Origin of the sequence: Anoxybacteroides tepidamans (genome assembly GCF_014201465.1) — a bacterium.
GTDB classification, from domain to species: Bacteria; Bacillota; Bacilli; order Bacillales; family Anoxybacillaceae; genus Anoxybacteroides; species Anoxybacteroides tepidamans.
Map to the genome: position 1 here is coordinate 456,119 of NZ_JACHEP010000001.1, position 18,734 is coordinate 474,852.

The 18,734-nt window shown below is 47.5% G+C and carries 21 protein-coding genes; all 21 read right to left on the minus strand.

The features are described 5' to 3' along the window. Nucleotides 1–900, minus strand: coding sequence for a hypothetical protein (locus HNQ34_RS02310; RefSeq protein WP_183251112.1), 900 nt, complete (start codon nucleotides 898–900; stop codon nucleotides 1–3). A gap of 90 nt (nucleotides 901–990) precedes the next feature. Next, complete coding sequence (aroA, locus tag HNQ34_RS02315) at nucleotides 991–2,283, minus strand: 3-phosphoshikimate 1-carboxyvinyltransferase (RefSeq protein WP_183251113.1); 1,293 nt, start codon at nucleotides 2,281–2,283, stop codon at nucleotides 991–993. Nucleotides 2,284–2,294: 11 nt separating this feature from the next. Further along, nucleotides 2,295–3,398 carry a prephenate dehydrogenase gene (locus HNQ34_RS02320; protein WP_183251331.1) on the minus strand — a complete coding sequence of 368 codons (1,104 nt, stop codon included), beginning with the start codon at nucleotides 3,396–3,398 and terminating at the stop codon, nucleotides 2,295–2,297. A 52-nt stretch (nucleotides 3,399–3,450) separates the two neighbouring features. Then, nucleotides 3,451–4,548, minus strand: a complete 1,098-nt coding sequence (gene hisC, locus HNQ34_RS02325; RefSeq protein ID WP_183251114.1) for a histidinol-phosphate transaminase — start codon at nucleotides 4,546–4,548, stop codon at nucleotides 3,451–3,453. Between the two features lie 29 nt (nucleotides 4,549–4,577). Further along, the gene (trpA, locus tag HNQ34_RS02330) at nucleotides 4,578–5,375 is read right to left on the minus strand and encodes a tryptophan synthase subunit alpha (RefSeq protein ID WP_183251115.1); all 798 of its coding nucleotides are present in this window, start codon (nucleotides 5,373–5,375) and stop codon (nucleotides 4,578–4,580) included. Next, the gene (gene trpB / locus HNQ34_RS02335) at nucleotides 5,350–6,564 is read right to left on the minus strand and encodes a tryptophan synthase subunit beta (protein ID WP_183251116.1); all 1,215 of its coding nucleotides are present in this window, start codon (nucleotides 6,562–6,564) and stop codon (nucleotides 5,350–5,352) included. The genes trpA and trpB overlap by 26 nt, the downstream gene beginning before the upstream one ends. After that, complete coding sequence (locus tag HNQ34_RS02340; protein ID WP_183251117.1) at nucleotides 6,545–7,243, minus strand: phosphoribosylanthranilate isomerase; 699 nt, start codon at nucleotides 7,241–7,243, stop codon at nucleotides 6,545–6,547. The genes trpB and HNQ34_RS02340 overlap by 20 nt, the downstream gene beginning before the upstream one ends. Continuing rightward, the gene (gene trpC, locus HNQ34_RS02345) at nucleotides 7,182–7,958 is read right to left on the minus strand and encodes an indole-3-glycerol phosphate synthase TrpC (RefSeq protein WP_183251118.1); all 777 of its coding nucleotides are present in this window, start codon (nucleotides 7,956–7,958) and stop codon (nucleotides 7,182–7,184) included. Before trpC ends, HNQ34_RS02340 begins: the two co-directional genes overlap by 62 nt. Then, nucleotides 7,951–8,970, minus strand: a complete 1,020-nt coding sequence (trpD, locus tag HNQ34_RS02350; protein WP_183251119.1) for an anthranilate phosphoribosyltransferase — start codon at nucleotides 8,968–8,970, stop codon at nucleotides 7,951–7,953. The genes trpC and trpD overlap by 8 nt, the downstream gene beginning before the upstream one ends. After that, nucleotides 8,963–10,486: an anthranilate synthase component I gene (gene trpE, locus HNQ34_RS02355; RefSeq protein WP_183251120.1), complete on the minus strand. Its 1,524-nt coding sequence runs from the start codon at nucleotides 10,484–10,486 to the stop codon at nucleotides 8,963–8,965. Before trpE ends, trpD begins: the two co-directional genes overlap by 8 nt. A 187-nt stretch (nucleotides 10,487–10,673) precedes the next feature. Beyond that, complete coding sequence (aroH, locus tag HNQ34_RS02360; RefSeq protein ID WP_183251121.1) at nucleotides 10,674–11,054, minus strand: chorismate mutase; 381 nt, start codon at nucleotides 11,052–11,054, stop codon at nucleotides 10,674–10,676. Further along, a complete protein-coding gene (aroB, locus tag HNQ34_RS02365; RefSeq protein WP_183251122.1) occupies nucleotides 11,047–12,153 on the minus strand; it encodes a 3-dehydroquinate synthase in 1,107 nt (368 codons plus the stop codon). Before aroB ends, aroH begins: the two co-directional genes overlap by 8 nt. A gap of 2 nt (nucleotides 12,154–12,155) precedes the next feature. Next, on the minus strand, nucleotides 12,156–13,319 hold the full coding sequence (gene aroC / locus HNQ34_RS02370) for a chorismate synthase (RefSeq protein ID WP_183251123.1): 1,164 nt from the start codon (nucleotides 13,317–13,319) through the stop codon (nucleotides 12,156–12,158). Between the two features lie 114 nt (nucleotides 13,320–13,433). Then, nucleotides 13,434–14,207, minus strand: coding sequence for a CheR family methyltransferase (locus tag HNQ34_RS02375; RefSeq protein WP_183251124.1), 774 nt, complete (start codon nucleotides 14,205–14,207; stop codon nucleotides 13,434–13,436). Between the two features lie 77 nt (nucleotides 14,208–14,284). Beyond that, entirely contained in the window at nucleotides 14,285–14,731 is a 447-nt protein-coding gene (gene ndk / locus HNQ34_RS02380; RefSeq protein WP_183251125.1) for a nucleoside-diphosphate kinase, read from the minus strand. Nucleotides 14,732–14,832: 101 nt separating this feature from the next. Beyond that, nucleotides 14,833–15,795 (minus strand): heptaprenyl diphosphate synthase component II, encoded by a 963-nt coding sequence (gene hepT / locus HNQ34_RS02385; protein ID WP_183251126.1) that lies wholly within the window; start codon nucleotides 15,793–15,795, stop codon nucleotides 14,833–14,835. 31 nt (nucleotides 15,796–15,826) lie between these two features. Then, nucleotides 15,827–16,531 (minus strand): demethylmenaquinone methyltransferase, encoded by a 705-nt coding sequence (gene menG / locus HNQ34_RS02390; RefSeq protein WP_183251127.1) that lies wholly within the window; start codon nucleotides 16,529–16,531, stop codon nucleotides 15,827–15,829. Nucleotides 16,532–16,535: 4 nt separating this feature from the next. Further along, nucleotides 16,536–17,351 carry a heptaprenyl diphosphate synthase component 1 gene (locus tag HNQ34_RS02395; protein WP_312856080.1) on the minus strand — a complete coding sequence of 272 codons (816 nt, stop codon included), beginning with the start codon at nucleotides 17,349–17,351 and terminating at the stop codon, nucleotides 16,536–16,538. A 94-nt stretch (nucleotides 17,352–17,445) separates the two neighbouring features. Then, entirely contained in the window at nucleotides 17,446–17,667 is a 222-nt protein-coding gene (gene mtrB, locus HNQ34_RS02400) for a trp RNA-binding attenuation protein MtrB (RefSeq protein ID WP_183251128.1), read from the minus strand. 17 nt (nucleotides 17,668–17,684) lie between these two features. Beyond that, on the minus strand, nucleotides 17,685–18,251 hold the full coding sequence (gene folE, locus HNQ34_RS02405) for a GTP cyclohydrolase I FolE (RefSeq protein WP_183251129.1): 567 nt from the start codon (nucleotides 18,249–18,251) through the stop codon (nucleotides 17,685–17,687). 156 nt (nucleotides 18,252–18,407) lie between these two features. Then, nucleotides 18,408–18,680, minus strand: coding sequence for an HU family DNA-binding protein (locus HNQ34_RS02410; protein WP_149917072.1), 273 nt, complete (start codon nucleotides 18,678–18,680; stop codon nucleotides 18,408–18,410). Nucleotides 18,681–18,734: the final 54 nt, after the last annotated feature.

Here is an 18,734-nt window from a genome sequence, read left to right on the forward strand (position 1 = left end):
TTATGCAAAATATGTGGAAAACATTCCCGGCGCATAAATCGTCCGCTCTTTGCCAAAACCGGGATAGAAAAACAATTGATCGTTTGCTTTGACCACTCTTCCATTATGAACGGTAATCATCGGAACATGTTTATCATAATCGACAATAACCGTTTCGGCAACTAAGCCGCTCAACAATGGACGCGCATACAAGTTATAATCTACTTCGCCGCCAATGCGAACATCTCCTTTTTGCGGGTAAATGCCGATTTTTTTTAATACATCTAACGATAGCGGCGTGCGCTCTTTCAACGAAACCGGTATAAACGGAATACGATGAGCGGACAAGACGTTTCTCCAACGCTCTTCCATTCGCTTAGACGGTTTTTCCATCCAATATGGAACGAGCGGAAGCGGATATGAAGCAAACGTTTCATACATCCAGCTCCACGCCACGTCTTCCAACGGTTCATTTCCGTGCAGTTCGAGAAAAATAACGGGAATTTTGAGCCGTTTACACGCTCTGACAAACGACGGAGTAAGGGTACGGAGAGGTATTTTCACGCCGATGAAATAATCAATGGGACTGTTAAGCAAATATTTGCGCAATTGCTGCAACGCTTTTGACAGCTGCTTTTCGTACAACACACTGCACACTGCAAGCAATGCGGTACATCCTTTTGTAAGAAAATGTTGCTGCATATATTGTTTAAATTCCAAAAAAGTGCGAGGCTCGTCGAAAGAAAAGTCGAGCATGACATGCCCAGGTGTCAATAAAAATTCACCGACCGGCATGCGCATCCATCGAGACGAATTCATTTTCTCGCTGATGTAATCGATGCGATTTCCGTCAACAACGAACGAACAACGCTCGAGTTTCCCGTTTTTCACAACATGCGCTTCATCGATAATATATGGCACGTTTCCATTCCCCCTTTAAGACAAGCTATGAGGGAATGGAGGGGAGTATGAACGTTTTTTTGAAAAAAAGAGGCCAAAACGACCTCTTCATTAGCTTGAAAGCAGTAATTGTAAATGGTCAAAAAATGTCGGGTACGATACGGCGATCGCTTCCGAGCGATGAAGCGACATCGTTCCTTCGGTGATGCAAGCAGCGATCGCCAGCATCATGCCGATGCGGTGGTCGCCGTGGCTATCGACCGTTATGTTAGTTGCTGTTAGCGTCGTTTTGCCGCGGATAATCATGCCGTCATCCGTCGCCTCAATATCAGCGCCAAGCTTTCTTAATTCGGATACGACCGTATCGATGCGGTTCGTTTCTTTCACTTTCAGTTCGCTCGCATCTTTAATGACCGTCGTCCCTTCCGCTTGGGTCGCCAATAGCGCAATGATCGGAATTTCGTCGATTAAGCGCGGAATAAGGGCTCCACCGATTTCCGTTGCTTTCAAGTTCGACGTACGAATCGTTAAGTCGCCAATCGGTTCTGTTTCTTCGTTGCGGACGTTTTCAATCGAAAGCTCCGCTCCCATTTGCTCGAGCACGTCAATAATGCCCGTTCTCGTTGGATTTAGCCCAACGTTTTTTAAGACGATTTCGCTATTTGGTACAATCGCACCAGCAACTAAGAAAAAGGCAGCGGACGAAATATCGCCAGGGACGTACACATCTGTTCCTTTTAGCTTTTGTTTGCCGCTTACCGACACGGTCAATCCGTCGACAACCACTTCGCCGCCAAATAAACGTACCATCCGTTCCGTATGGTCGCGCGATTTTGCCGGTTCGGTCACCGTTGTTGTCCCTTCTGCTTGCAGCCCTGCCAATAAAATCGCTGATTTCACTTGCGCGCTGGCAACTTTTGATTCGTATTGAATCGAGCGCAAATTGCCGCCGCGAATCGCAAGCGGCGTAAAGTTGCCGCCAGCTCGTCCATCAATATGCGCTCCCATCATCGTTAACGGCTTTGTCACCCGCGCCATCGGCCGTTTCGCAATCGACGCATCGCCAATTAAGCATGCATGAAACGGACATCCCGCTAAAATGCCGAGCAACAATCTCGTCGTTGTCCCAGAGTTGCCGACGTTTAAAATGTCGGTCGGCTCTTGTAGCCCGTCGATTCCTTTTCCTTCGACGACGACGTCTGTGCCGTTTTGCGTAATAGCTACTCCCATTTTGCGAAAGCAATCAATCGTGCTTAAACAATCTTCCCCCGGCAAAAAGTTCGCAATCGTCGTCGTCCCTTCCGCAATCGCCCCAAGCATAACCGCCCGATGGGAAATCGATTTATCGCCGGGAACGTGAATCGTTCCTCGCAGCGACGAAACGTTCGTTTGTAACGGCTGCATATGGCTCCTCCTTATCCTTCATATGTTTCGTAATTCGTATGCTTCCTAATGCATTCTTTCGCTCTTTGGCGGTCTTCTTCGCTTTGGAAACTTAAGCGCAATACGCCGTAAATTTCTTCGCGCGTTTCAATAATACGAATGTTCGTAATGCTGATGCGCTCTTGCGCTAAATAGCCTGTAATTTCGGAAATAACCCCCGGATAATCCGGCACATCGACATATAAATCGTAAAACGACGGAATCGCTCCTTTCGTCCGTACCGGCAGCCCGTCGCGAAATTGTTTTGCTTCTAAAAAATAGCGGTAAATCGCTTCGCTTTCTTCTTGCTCAACAAACGAGCGGATTTTTTTCATTTCTAAAATCCACCGGTCAAATAGCGAAAGAAGCTCATCTTTATTATGTATGAAAATATCGCGCCACATTTCCGGATTGCTTGACGCGATGCGCGTAATATCGCGAAACCCACCCGCGGCAAGCCGGCTGACAAGCTCGTCTTTCTGCTCGTATTGCTGTGCCTGATGAACGAGGCCCGCGGCGATAATATGTGGAAAATGGCTAATGACCCCGGTAATCCGATCATGTTCTTTTGGCGAAAGCGTGACAAAATGCGCTTTCGTCCCTTTCAGCCATTGTTTCAATCGCTCGACTTCGCTTTCCGACACTTCTTCCGTCGGTGTTAAAATATAAAACGCATTTTCAAATAAATGCGCCCTTGCTGCCGCTACCCCGCTTTTATGAGAGCCGGCCATCGGGTGTCCGCCGATAAACGTAATCCCTTTCTCCAATAGCCGCTTCGCATGGTTGACGATTCGCTGCTTTGTGCTGCCGACATCGGTCACAATAACAGACGGCTTCAAGCGGTAGGTAAGCATTTCCGCTAAAATTTTTTCCGTCTGCATGACCGGCGTTGCTAAAATGATGACGTCCGCTTGCGCCATCCCTTCTTCCATCGAAAAAACAGCGTCATCAATGACCGCAAGCGTCTTCGCAAGCTTCATTTCGTCTTCATTGACATCCAAGCCAAGCACGACAGACTCAGGATGCTCTTTTTTTATTGCGAGCGCCATCGAACCGCCAATGAGCCCAAGTCCGACGACAAATACCGTTCCTTCCAACCGTTTCACCTTCTCCTATAAAATGCGCCCGCCGCGGTCTGCGGCGAGCTTTTTAGACGAATTGTTTTTCTTTTAATAGCTGCGTCAATGCCGCAAACACTTGCTCGTTTTGTTCCTCCGTCCCGACCGTAATGCGCACCGACGTCGGAAATCCGAGCGCATTGCCAGACCGAACGATGATTCCCCGCTCCAGCAAATATTGAAATACTTGATTTCCTTCGATGCCAAAATCAATTAAAATGAAGTTCGCTTCGGAAGGATAATAGCGCAAACCGTTTTCTTCGCAAAAACGATAAAACGCTGCAAGCCCTTGCTTATTTTTCGCGACGCATTGCTTGATGAACGCTTGGTCGCTGAGTGCTACCGCTGCCGCTACTTGGGCAACGCTTGACGTATTGAACGGTTCGCGCGCCGGTTCGATTTGCTGAATGATCGCCTCGCTCGCAATGCCGTAACCAACGCGCAATCCCGCTAATCCGTATGCTTTGGAAAACGTCCGCAAAATCATGAGATTGTCATATTCAAATAACAGCGGAACCGTTTGCGGGTAATCATCAGCCGTCGCATATTCATAGTACGCTTCGTCCAATACGACAAGCACGTGCTTTGGAACTTTTCGCAAAAATTCGGATAACTCCGTTTCATTGACATACGTTCCCGTCGGGTTGTTTGGATTGCACACCCAGACAATACGCGTCTGTTCATCGATCGCTTCGAGCATTTTCGGCAAATCGTGGCGACCTTCCACGAGCGGAATTTCGCGAATATCCGCCCCTTCAATGACCGCATTATGGCGATATTGCGGAAACGTCGGCGCCGCCATCACCGTGTTTGTGCCAGCTGATAAAAAAGCGCGACAAATAATTTGGACGACTTCATCCGAGCCGTTTCCGAAAATAAGCTGTGTTTCTTTTACTCCAATATGCTGAGCGACTTTTTCGCGGAGTATGCGCGCATATCCGTCCGGATATAATGCAAGCCGGTCGAGTTCGGCTGTGATCGCTTTTTTCACAGCCGGTGAACAGCCATACGGATTTTCGTTCGACGCAAGCTTAATGACATTCGTCAAGCCGTACTGCCGCTTCACTTCTTCGAGCGATTTTCCAGGCTGGTAAGGGGGTAGCCCTTGCAATTGATTTTTAATTTTCATGTCCTCACCCCATTGCGAAAATTGGCGCCTCATTTACCTAATGGTGCAACTAACATTTGCGCATAGCGGCGAAACTCGTTGAGCGCTTCTTGTTTCGTTTCTTCTTGCAAAAGCCGGTCGGCAAGCTCTTCCACTTTTTGCACGAGCGCGCTGCCGATGACAACCCCATCGCAATAGTTTTTCAGCATGCTGACTTGTTCGCTTGTCGAAATGCCGAAGCCGACCGCGACCGGAACGCGGCTATACCGCTTCACTTCTGCTAAAAACTGGTCGATCTCAGCTGGCAACGTATCGCGGATGCCAGTCACACCGAGCGATGACACACAGTACAAAAAGCCTTGCGCACACGAAGCGATTTTTTCAATGCGCTGTTTCGATGTCGGCGCAACTAGCGAAATGAGCGGCAAGCCTGTTTCCGCGCTCAACCGACGAATCGGTTCGCTTTCTTCAAATGGTAAATCAGGAATTAAGACGCCGTCCACTCCATTTTTCTTCGCTAAAGCGAAAAAGGATTCTTCTCCTAATTGTAACACAGGATTGTAATACGTAAAGATAATAATAGGAATTTTCATGCCTTTTTTTCGCATGACTGCCACTAGCTCCACTGCTTTCGGAAGCGTCATGCGCTGCTGTAGCGCCCGGGCAGACGCGCGCTGAATAATCGGACCGTCTGCGAGCGGATCCGAATACGGAACGCCAAGCTCCAATAGATCCGCTCCGGCTTCTTGCAGTGCAAGCGCCAGTTCCACGGTGATATCAGGATGCGGATCTCCGGCGACAAGAAACGGAATAAACATCGTTTTAGTAATGGCGGACAATTGCAACATCGCTCTCCCCTTTCAGATGGTTCATCATCGCTTGCACATCTTTATCGCCGCGGCCCGATAAACAAATGAGCACCGTTTCGTCTTTAGAACGCTGCTTAGCGATTTGAAACGCTTTAGCGAGCGCGTGCGCTGATTCGATCGCCGGAATGATTCCTTCTTCTCGGGCAAGCTGTTGAAACGCCTCCAACGCTTCTTCGTCCGTCACACTTTCATACCGAACACGGCCGATGCTCGCTAAATACGCGTGCTCCGGTCCGACGCCCGGATAATCAAGCCCGGCGGAAATTGAGTACGGTTCGATAATTTGACCGTATTCATCTTGCAATAAATACGTCATCGAGCCATGAATGACGCCTTTTGTCCCTTTCGTAATCGTCGCGGCATGATACGGTGTATTAACACCTTTTCCGGCCGCTTCAACCCCGACAAGTTCGACATCGTCTTCTAAAAATGGATAAAACATACCGATCGCGTTGCTACCGCCGCCGACACACGCCACAACAACGTCTGGCAATTTCCCTTCCCGTTTGATAAACTGCTCTTTTGCTTCATCGCCGATAATGCGCTGAAATTCGCGCACCATTTTCGGATACGGATGCGGACCGACGACAGAGCCGATCATGTAAAAATGGTCGTCGCAATGTTGCACCCAATAGCGAATCGCTTCGTTCGTTGCATCCTTTAACGTCCGATTGCCGCTGTAAACCGGCACAACTTCCGCCCCTAATAATTTCATGCGAAACACATTCAATTCCTGCCGTTTGATATCTTCTTCGCCCATAAACACGATGCATTCCATTCCGAAGCGGGCAGCAACGGTCGCAGCTGCCACTCCGTGTTGTCCCGCACCCGTTTCGGCGATCAATTTTTTCTTCCCCATCCGCTTTGCCAACAGCGCCTGTCCGATGGCGTTATTAATTTTATGAGCACCGGTATGGTTTAAATCTTCTCGCTTCAAATAAAGGCGGGCTCCGTTTAATTGTTTCGTCATGTTTGCGGCGAACGTTAGCGCCGTCGGGCGGCCGGAATACTCTTTTAAAATGTAAACATATTCTGCGCGAAACGACTCATCTGCAAGAGCTTGTTCAAGTGCTCGTTCGATCTCTTCAAGTGGAAGCATTAACGTTTCTGGGACAAATTTGCCGCCAAACTCGCCAAATCTTCCATTTTCATTTGGCACATTGTACATATCGGGTCACCTTCTTTTCGATTTCGATCATTTTTTCTATGCTTTTTTCGCCATTCTCTTCAATGCCGCTACTTATATCCAATCCGTGCGGACAGTAAGAAAGAAGTTGTTCAACATTCTCAGGCGTAATTCCTCCTGCGATGAAGCAAGGTACCGATTGCCGCTCTGCTTCTTCGAGATAAAACGGCACCGCCGCCCAATCAAACGACACTCCCGTTCCGCCCCATGCGCCGCGCACTCGGCTGTCCACGACATATCCGTCGGCGACATGCGCGTATTGTTTCATTTTCGTCAGCGCGTCTTCACCATGATGAATCGCCTTCCAGACGGGAAGTCCCGTCGCCTCTTTAATTTTCGCCACTTGCTCGACCGACTCATTGCCGTGGCATTGAATCACCGAAAGCGGAACGAGGCGAGTTACTTCGCAAATACGTTCCGTCGTTTCGTTAACAAACACACCGACGAGTTTTTTGCCGTGAAGCAGCACCGCTTCAAGCCATTCTTTCACTTGCTGCGCCTCGACTTTCCGCTTACTTTCCGCAAAAATGAGGCCGAGATAGTCTGCTTGACTGCTAGCTCCTTTTTGTAAATCAGCAAGCGAACGATGGCCGCAATATTTAAGAAGGACGGACAAAATCTTCGACCCCCTTATATAAATCGCGCACTGCTTGAGCGACATCGTCCTGCCTCATAAGCGATTCGCCAACTAACACGGCATGCGCCCCATACGCGTGCACCGTCTGCAAATCGACGGAAGTGGCAATGCCGCTTTCGCTGACGATCACGCTCGTTTTCGGCACAAACGGCACGACTTCTTTCGTCGTGTCAAGCGACGTCGTAAACGTATGCAAATTGCGGTTATTAATCCCGATAATGTCCGGCGTAAACAACGCTAAAATGTTTTCTAACGTTTCACGACTGTGCACTTCCACTAAACATTCTAGCCCTTTTTCATACGCTTCTTCATATAATTCGTATAACGTTTTTGGTGAAAGCGCTTCGCCGATTAATAAAATCGCATCAGCGCCAATTCGGACGCTTTCTTCAATTTGCAGGCGGTCAATAATAAAGTCTTTGCGCAAAACCGGAACGCCGACCGCTTGTTTAATATCCGTCAAATATTGCCGATGCCCTTGAAAATACACTTCATCGGTCAAAACGGAAATCGCATCCGCCCCCGCCTGTTCATACGCTTTTGCGTGATCGACCGGATGAAAATCAGGGCGAATGATTCCTTTTGACGGCGACGCTTTTTTCACTTCGGCGATGATCCCGACCGAACGCGTTCGATTTTTTAGCGCCGCTGATAGCGAAAAGCGTGGAACATCGCACTTCGGCGGCAGCGTTAACGCTTTTATTTCGCTTCGTTTTGTGGCAAGAATTTGCTCAAGCATAATGTTCCACCTCTTTCGTTTGCAAACGGCGTAATTGAACAAGCGCCCGCTTTGTCATAATCGCTTCTTTCGCCATATCGACTCCTTCACGAATCGATGCTGCCTTTCCAGCTACATAAAGAGCAACTCCGGCATTTAGGCTGACAATATTGATCGCACTTTCGTTCGCCGCCCCTTCCATCACGGCACGAAGCAGCGCAGCGCTTTGCGCCACCGCATGAACTTGAATGTCTTCTAATGTTCCGCGCGGCAAACCGCACGCTTCCGGCGTTAAGACGAACCGGCGAATTTGGCCGTCTTTTAATTCGACGACGTCCGTTTCCGTCGTAATGCTACATTCATCTAATCCGTCTCGCCCCGTCACGAACAAGACATGGGAAGAACCGAGCCGTTTTAACGTTTCGGCCAGCTTTTCTGCATAGCGCGTCGAGTACACACCGATCACTTGCCGCTTGCAGCGCGCCGGATTGGAAAGCGGTCCAAGCAAATTAAAGACGGTGCGGAAGCCGATTTCTTTACGTGGAATAGCCGCATGTTTCATCGCCGCATGGTATAGCGGCGCAAATAAAAACGCTAATCCTTTCGTTTGCAGCGCCGCTTTCGCTTCTTCCGGTGTCGCTTGAATCGGAATGTGAAGCGCCTCTAACACATCGGCGCTGCCACTTTTCGACGATACGGCTCGGTTCCCGTGCTTGGCGACTTTCACACCGAGCGAAGACGCCACAATCGCTGCCGCAGTGGAAATGTTGAACGTCGCTTTTTCATCGCCCCCTGTCCCGCACGTATCGATAACATCGTCCTCGCAATCGACAGCGAGCATTCGGCTGCGCATACCGCGGGCTAATCCCGTTAATTCATCGACCGTTTCGCCGCGCAGACGCAAAATTGATAGGAAGCTCGCAATTTGGCTGGCGGTAACTTCCCCTGACATGATCGCCACCATCGCCTCATACGCTTCTTGTTCCGTCAACGTCTCTCCCTCAATGCATTTCGCTAGTAGCTGCTTAAACATATAAACTCCCTCCTTTTGCAAATACCGTTTCCGCTAGTTCAATCGCTTTAATGAGCGCGCTTGCTTTATTGCGCGTTTCTTTCCACTCCAGTTCCGGCACCGAATCAGCAACAATCCCTGCGCCCGCCTGCACATACGCATATCCGTCTTTGACCACCGCCGTGCGAATGGCGATGCATGAATCAATGTTTCCGTCAAACCCGATGTAAGCAACCGTGCCGGCATATATCCCTCTTGCCGTTGGCTCTAGCTCGTTTAAAATTTGCATCGCCCGCACTTTTGGCGCTCCGCTGACCGTTCCTGCCGGAAACGCCGAAAGCAGCGCATCAATTGGATGAACGTCCTCTTTCAACTCTCCCGTCACTTTCGAAATGAGATGCATCACGTGAGAGAACTTCCCGATTTCTAGTAGCACCGGCGTCTTTACCGTGCCGTATTTCGCCACTTTTCCGATATCGTTTCGCGCCAAATCGACGAGCATATAATGCTCTGCCCTCTCTTTCGGGTCATTCAACAGCTCTTCGGCAAGCATGCCGTCTTCCTGTTCCGTCCGCCCGCGCCGGCGCGTGCCGGCGATCGGATGAATTTCGATTTGCCGGTTTTGTACTTGAACGAGCTTCTCCGGTGAACTTCCGACAATTTCGGCGTCGCTCGTTTGCAAATAAAACATATATGGCGATGGATTGATTTTCCGAAGCATGCGGTACAATTGAAATCCAGTGATGCGAACCGGAAGGGAAAACCGCTGTGACAGCACCGCTTGAAAAATATCGCCCGCTGCGATGTACTGTTTGATCGTTTCAACATCTTGCAAAAAAGCAGCTCGATCGTATGTCGATGTCACACGTTCAAACGATACGTGTTTTATTTGTTCCTCTTCAAACAGCGGCAAGAGCGGCTGGCTTCCACTTGTCGCCTTTTTCATCAGCGCTTCAATCGTCTTTAGCGCTTCTTCGTACTTTTGCCGCTTCGTTTGCTCGTTGTCTTCTTCCTGCAAACGAACGTAATGAAGCAATACGACTTCCCGCTTCAGATGATCAAAGGCAATCAACGACTGGCAAACGACAAAATGGGCAATTTTCATATTCAGATCACGGTAAGAATGAAAGGGAACTTTTTCAATAGCTGAAATGAAGTCATAGCCTAAAAATCCGACGGCGCCGCCGACAAACGGAATGTCTGTTTTAATCGGTTTGACTTTCAGCTTTTGCTCGACGTATAAAAACGCCTCTTTCAATGATGAAGCCGACGCCATTATCGCTCCGTATTCATCAACGACCGAAAACGACTGTCCCGTTTCGCTTTCAATTATCAAAAACGGGGAAAGACCGATAAACGAATAACGCGACCATGGCGATTGCTCATCTTTACTTTCTAACAAAAAGCTCGCTTCGCTTTTTAAATTTTCAAACAGTTGCAACGGCTCTAATGCATCTGCAAAAAAACGGCGCACAATCGGAATCGTGTGAAACTGATTTGCATCTTCTAAAAACGTAGCCAATGTGCAGTTTTTCATTCTTCTCTCCTCCGTTTGTTCGGATGGAGAATGAGGGTTTATGAGGCATAAAAAGAGGAAAACCCAAAGACGCTACAGCCTTTGGGTAGATTGTTCCATGCGTATACTCCGCTCACCTCAGCTAAACTCACTCATTCTCATCTACCCTATACTCATTCACTCAACTCATCACTTAACCTATATAATATTACAGTTCGCTTTTTCTTGTCAATGACAAATCTGGCCGGAGCTGGACGGCGTTTCGCAAATAAATATGAACTACCTCTTCTTGCGCTTTCGGTGTCTCTGCTGTCATCATGACGCGAATGCAGCGCGGTAAGGAGCCGGGAACCGGGATTTCCCGCATGCACATCACCGGCACGTACGTCCATCCTTCGATGCGGCGAAGCGCTTGTGCAGGAAACGCAGCGGTCAAATCGTCCGTCACCGAAATCAAGACGGATACCACATCGCTTGCTTTCACATCATTGGCACGAATCATTTCCCACAGCAGTTCCTCCGTCGCATTTACGATTTCTGCTGCATCATTGTTCGTGACCGTCGTCGCTCCTCGAATCCCTCTAATCATGAACTCTTTCTTCCCCTCTTTGCGAAAATTCATATAGCAACGATAACAACTGCTCATCGTCGATCGTTTCAACTTGCACGTTGCCAATGCCTTTCAAAAGCACCATGCGAACGTTGCCTGTTCTCGCTTTTTTATCCCCTTTCATTTTTTGCAGCAACTGCTTCGGATCGAGCTGTTTCGGCAGCAAAACAGGAAAACCGTACGATTGAAACCATTTCGTAAAATGTTCACCGGCAAACGACAAGCCGTAAACGCGCTCGCTGACAAAAACCGCAAATAGCATGCCTAACGCTACTGCATCGCCATGTGTCGTTGCACCATATCCAAGTTCGCTTTCAATTGCGTGCGCGAGCGTATGACCGAAATTCAAATGAGCGCGGACCCCAGTTTCCTTTTCATCTTCTAATACGATGCGCGCCTTTACTTCGATCCCTTTTCGGATGCAATATCGCAATTTTTCCCTTTTTATATCTTCTAAGCTATGAATATTGTTTCTCAACCATTCATAAAAGGCGCGATCGCCGATCAATGCGTGTTTTACCACTTCGGCAAACCCAGAGCGCAATTCGCGCTCCGGCAGAGACTGCAAAAATTGAATATCGTAAATAACCGCTTCCGGCTGATGGAACGCGCCGATCATATTTTTCCCGAGCGGATGATTGATCGCTACTTTTCCGCCGACCGCGCTATCGTGAGCAAGCAATGTCGTCGGCACTTGAATATAGGAGATGCCGCGCATAAACGTTGCCGCCACAAATCCTGCTAAATCGCCAACGACTCCGCCGCCAAAAGCGATGATGAGCGAATGGCGGTCAAGTCTATACTCAAGCGCCGCCGTTTGGCACGCATAATAATGCTCAAACGACTTGGCAGCTTCCCCGCTCGGAATGATGTGCGTATAGACGTCATAACTACGACGCAACGAAACGAGAAGCTCCGATAAATACAATTTTTCAATCGTTTCATCGGTGACGATCAATAGTTTCGTGCCGCTTGAAAAACCTAACTCTGCGAGCAGCTGCGGCAGCGATTCGATCATTCCTTCCCCTAAAAAAAGCGGATATTGCTTTGTCGCGGTTTGAATGGTCATTCGCTCCATCGTTAAAACTCCTTTGCATATCGGCGCATATTTTCGATATTTTCCTTAATCAAGTCCATTCGGTCTTGGCCGAATTGGTCGACGATCGCTGTGGCAATTTCCCACGCTACAACCGCTTCGGCGACGACGCTCGCTGCTGGAACGGCGCAGCTGTCGGAACGCTCGATGCTCGCGGCAAACGGCTCTTTCGTGTCAATATCGACGCTCGCAAGCGGCTTATACAGCGTCGGAATCGGCTTCATCACGCCGCGCACGACAATCGGCATGCCGGTCGTCATCCCGCCTTCAAAGCCGCCGGCGCGATTCGTACGGCGACGGAATCCTTCTTCCTTGCTCCAAATAATTTCATCATGCACTTTACTTCCCGGAAGGCGGGCCGCTTCAAAACCGATGCCAAATTCCACTCCTTTGAAAGCGTTAATGCTGACAATCGCCGCCGCAATTTTCGCATCGAGCTTCCGGTCGTAATGAACATAGCTGCCCACTCCCGCCGGCACGCCTTCGACGATCACTTCGACGATGCCGCCGATCGAATCGCCATTTTCTTTCGCGCGGTCGATCGCCTCCATCATTTTCACCGCCGCTTCTTCATCAAAACAACGCACCGGAGACTGCTCAGTAACATGTCGCAACTGTTCTAATGATTCATAGGCAAGATTCGTTGCGCGCACGCCGCCAATTTCAAGCACGTGCCCCGCTACTTGAATGCCAAGCTCGGCTAAAATGCGTTTCGCCACCGCCCCGGCCGCAACGCGCACCGTCGTTTCGCGAGCGGAAGAGCGCTCCAGCACATTGCGCATATCGCGATGCCCGTATTTAATCGCACCGTTTAAATCGGCATGTCCTGGCCGCGGGCGCGTCACTTTCCGCTTCACATCCTCCTCTTCGGTCGGCTCGATCGCCATAATGTTTGTCCAATGTTTCCAATCGCGGTTTTCAACGACAAGCGTAATCGGAGACCCTAACGTTTGGCCGTGGCGTACCCCGCTTAAAATGTTTACTTCATCTTTTTCAATTTGCATTCTTCTGCCGCGTCCATATCCTTTTTGCCTTCTCGCCAGCTCTTCATCAATATGTTCTTTTAAAAGCGTCAAGCCGGCCGGAACGCCTTCTAAAATCGTCGTTAGCTGCGGACCATGCGATTCCCCTGCTGTCAAGTACCTCATCCTTTTCTCTCCCTTCAACTCTTTAACGCGTTTATGTAACAATATATCATAATTTCATAAAATGAAAAGTGTTTATAAAAAAAGAATTCATCATTTCGATGAACTCTTTCCGAACTATTCCATTTTCCGGTAAAAAAATGTATCTTCCGTATCGAATCCATAGGAAGCTGGATTAAAAATTTGTTCCGTGCTGCCGACGAACAGAATGCCGCCAGGGCGCAACGCTTTGTTAAACTTATGGTAAAGTACTTGCTTTGCTTCTTCCGTAAAATAAATGAGCACGTTTCGGCAAACGATTAAGTCGTAATTTGTGTCAAACGGGTCGGCCAGCAAATTATGTTTTTTAAACGTGACCGCCTTTTTTATATTTTCATCTATTTTATAATACATTCCTTCTTTTGTAAAAAACTTTTTTTTCACATCTTCCGGCACTTCTTGCAGCGAACGCTCCGAATAAACGCCGATTTTCGCGCGGGAAATCGCGTTTTCATCAATATCGGTCGCGAGCACAGAAATTTGCGACAGCGGCATAAATTGCGCCAAAACCATGACTAACGTATACGGCTCTTCTCCTGTCGAACAAGCAGCACTCCATAATTTTAAACGGCGGTTTCGCTCAAGAAGTTTCGGGAAAATTTTCTTTTCCAACACTGCCCATCGATTAGCATTTCGGTAAAACTCGGAAACATTAATCGTCATGCGATCGAGAAATTCATGAAAAAGCGCGTCGTTTGTTTCCATTGCTTTAAAAAATTCTTGAAAGTTTTTAAAGCCCCGCTTTTCATAGAGCGACGTCATCCGCCGTTTCATTTGCGCCTCTTTATATTGCGCTAAATCGATACCCGTCTTCTTTTTGATGTTCATAATAAATTGTTGATAATCGTTCATTTCCAACTTCCCCTTTTCTTACATCTCCGTTATAAGAAAAGCGACTGACTCACATGTAGAGCCAATCGCTTATTGTATTAATACACCCATTCATGGATCAACTTCGAATAATTGACAAGCTCTTCTTCATTGAAGAATAAGTTGATCTCACGCTCTGCGCTTGCTGGTGAGTCAGAACCGTGAATGACGTTTTTGCCAACCGTTACGCCAAAGTCGCCGCGGATCGTGCCAGGCGCTGCTTCTTGCGGATTCGTTTTGCCCATCATCTGGCGTGCTGTCGCAATGACGTTTTCTCCTTCCCATACCATTGCAAATACAGGACCGGATGTGATGAAATCAACTAACTCGCTGAAAAACGGACGCTCTTTATGTTCAGCGTAATGTTGTTCCGCTAATTCACGCGATACTTGCATTAATTTTGCGCCAATAAGCTGAAACCCTTTTTTCTCAAAGCGGGCAACAATCTCGCCGATGAGATTGCGTTGAACCCCATCTGGTTTGACCATTAAAAATGTTCTTTCCATCGCCAATACTCCACCCCTACAAAATTATGTACTAGGAAACACGATTCCCATCAAAATAGTAACATTGTTTTTCATGATTCGCAATATAGGTCTGAAAGCGGTTAAAACTTTCTTTTGCCGATATATTTCGCTACTTCATACAGCGCCGAGCGCGCTTTATTTTTGGGTAGCGTTTCTAATACGGCAAACGCTTTTTGCAAATAGCGGTCGCTCATCGCATACGATTGTTCAATCGCCCCTGTTTGTTTAATGAGGGTAATAATTTCGTTCATTTCATCTGCGGATGTGTGCGGATGAACGCGGACAATTTTTTCTTTGGCGTGCACATTTTCCATCGCAAACAGCACAGGCAATGTCACGTTTCCTTGCAATAAGTCGCTTCCGGCCGGCTTGCCGAGCTGCTCTTGTGTGCCGATAAAATCAAGAATATCATCGGTAATTTGAAACGACATTCCGACATAATAGCCAAATAAATAAAGGCGATCCGCCACTTCTTTCGGAGCGTTCGCTGCAATCGCACCGAGCTGGCAACTGACGGCAATCAAAAGCGCCGTCTTCCGCTTAATGCGCCGCAAATAGCAGCGGAGCGTTTGGTCAAAGCGGTATTTATCTTTAATTTGTTCGATTTCCCCGCGGCACACCTCGACAATCGTGCGCGCCAAAATACGATGAGCGAGCGGGTTGTTAAGGCGTGTCATCCATTCAAGCGAGCGGGCGAAAATGTAGTCTCCCGTATACATCGCAAAGCGGTTGTCCCATTTCGCTTTGATCGTTTCCCGACCGCGCCGCATTTCCGCATCGTCAATGACATCATCGTGCACGAGTGAGGCCATATGGATAAGCTCTAAAGCGACTGCAACATGTTTTATTCGTTGGATATCATACTCGCCAAATTTTCCAGAAAGCAACACAAATACAGGACGAATCCGCTTTCCGCCTGCCTGCAATAAATGAAGCGCAGCTGAGCTCAACAACGAATAGTCCGACTGGGTCGCCGCTTCCAATTCTTTTTCCACCAATTGTAAATCAGCATTCAAAAACGAATACATCGCTTTTAACTTCATCATGTTCACCTTAATCATCTTTTGTAATGCGTCACGGTTTATACCCTAGATGCATCGCCGCTACACCAAACGTATATGGCTTCACTTCAACGTTAACAAAGCCGGCTGCGCGAAACATTTGCGCCAGCTCGTCCATCCCCGGAAACTCGCGCGCCGATTCTTGAAGCCATGAGTATTCTTCATAGCTTTTCGCCAAAATTTTTCCAAACAGCGGCATAATGAATCGAAAATAAAAATAATACAATTGCCGAAAGCCGATTAGCGTCGGCTGTGACGTCTCTAAACAAACGACTTTCCCGCCCGGTTTTGCGACGCGATGCATTTCTTTAAGCACCGTCATATAATCCGGCACGTTTCGTAATCCAAATCCGATCGTCACATAGTCAAACGTATTGTCAGGAAACGGAAGTTCCATCGCATTTCCATGAATGAGCATAACGTTTTGCAAATGCCGCTCTTTTACTTTTTGCTCGCCAACACGAAGCATATTTTGGCTAAAATCAAGCCCGTACACTTCTCCTTCAGGACCGACGGCTTCGGCAAGTGCGATCGCCCAGTCCGCTGTACCGCAGCACACATCAAGCGCTTTAGCGCCTTTTTGCACGTTCATCCGTTTCATCGTATCTTGGCGCCATTGAATATGACGCTTGAAGCTGATCACCGAATTCATCTTATCGTAATTTTCATAAATTTTTTCGAACACATGATGAACCCGTTCTTCTTTCGATCGTTGCATCGTTCTACCCTTCTTCCACTGTCTTTTTGGCAATGACGGAAAAGCTGCCGATCAATTCGGAAAGGCGCATTTGCAATAGTTCGTTGCATTCAAGTTCGATGCCCAACAGCTCTTCTTTGCAGTGTTCGATATAGCGATTGCAAATATGGGATAAATAATGCTTTTGCTCTTTTGCCATCGCTTTATTTTTTTGAAAGACAATGTTCGCCATTTGTTCAAAAAGAACGGACGTCCCTTGTTTCATAAACAGTTCTTTTTCGCGGACAAGACGCTTTAATAGCAAATAATAATAAGCAAATTTCGACCACAACGGCAACGAAATATGTTCCCCGATTTTGTAAATTAACGATGACTCAATGACGGCCATACTATGAAACAGCGATTCGATCTTCCCGATATCTTTCTGATATAAGCGAATTTTATGCTCGTTAATTTCTTTAATCGCTTCGGCAAATACATGAATCGTCGCAAGATCGCTTCGCTTCGCCAAATAATCATAATAAAGTCCGCTATATAAATCTCCCGCAAGCACTGTCAACTGCCTCGTCTTTAATTCATCCTCTTCTTGATGCGGAAGCGAATTCGTCACTTCATCGTGGGTATCAAGGGCGATTTGTACAAGCATCATCGGAACAACATAACCGTCCATCTCTTCAGATGAAAGATGCGCATCTTCAAGCATCGATAACGACAATAAAATCCGGTCTTCATCGATCGACTGCATCGGTATATGATGCAACAAATACGGATGATGAAGAAAACGCTCGATTTGTTCTTTTAACATCGCCATTTTTTTTAAGATATGTTTCAATCTAATCACCCTTGTTCCCCAAAAGTTTCAAAACATAACGCCTTTAATTATAACATGAAAAACCTTTGTTTCATAGAAAAAACGGAAAACTGGAGACATTGGATCATTTTTTCCCTTCCGAATAAATCTCGCCGTGCTGGGTTTGAATGAGCGCTTTTCCCCGCACTTTAATTGCCGATGTATGTTCCGTAAATTGAGCGATCAACACTTCGCCTTTGTCAAGCTTTTCCGAATGGTGAAAGCGCGTATCCGCCCCTCTTGTTAATCCGATGACATTGACGCCGTCTTCTAACGCTTTAATGACGATATAGTCACTATTATACATAAACGTCCCCCTTTTTGTTATCCTTTAATAAGCGAAAGCACTTCCGCGCGTGCGACATGGTCTGTTTCAAATGTTCCGCGAACCGCCATCGTCACTGTTTTGGCGCCTGGCTTTTTCACGCCGCGCATCGTCATGCACATATGCTCAGCCTCAACGACGACCATCACGCCGTGCGGCTCCAGTGTTTCCACGATCGAGTCGGCAACCGTTGCTGTAATCCGCTCCTGCAGCTGCGGGCGGCGCGCGACCGCCTCTACTGCGCGCGCAAGCTTGCTTAATCCCGTCACTTTTCCGCCGCGCGGAATGTACGCAACGTGAGCTACACCGAAAAATGGTACTAAATGATGCTCGCACATCGAGAAAAATGGAATATCTTTCACTAATACTAGCTCTTCATGTTCTTCGCTAAAAATCGTTTGAAAATGCTCCTTCGGGTCTTCGTTCATCCCTGAAAATACTTCCGCATACATTTTCGCTACTCGTTTTGGTGTATCGATTAATCCTTCACGATTCGGATCTTCACCAATCGCTTCTAAAATCAAGCGAACCGCGTATTCAATTTGCTCATAATTCACATTTAGCATCGTGCCTATATCCTCCTGCATCCAACAAAATCTCCATTTGTATGTACAAACGGGAGTTCCCGTAATCCGATTCTAGCATATATGCGAAAAAAAAAGCAAAAAAAGAAGGGCAGCGAGTCTAGCTTGCCCTTCTTTCGAGCTCTTTTTATGTAGCGATTACTTTACAGCATCTTTAAGAGCTTTGCCTGGTTTAAATGCAGGAACTTTGCTTGCAGGGATTTCCATTTCTTCCCCCGTTTGTGGGTTGCGTCCTTTGCGTGCTGCACGCTCGCGCACTTCGAAGTTCCCAAAACCAATTAGTTGAACTTTATCACCATTTTTAAGTGCTTCTGTAATGGATTCAAAAACAGCATCGACTGCTTTTGTTGCATCTTTTTTAGAAAGGCCGCTAGTTTCTGCAACCGCATTGATTAGTTCTGTTTTGTTCATGCCATTCACCTCCTCCCAAGGACGAATCAACATACTTATTTCATTTCTTCACCA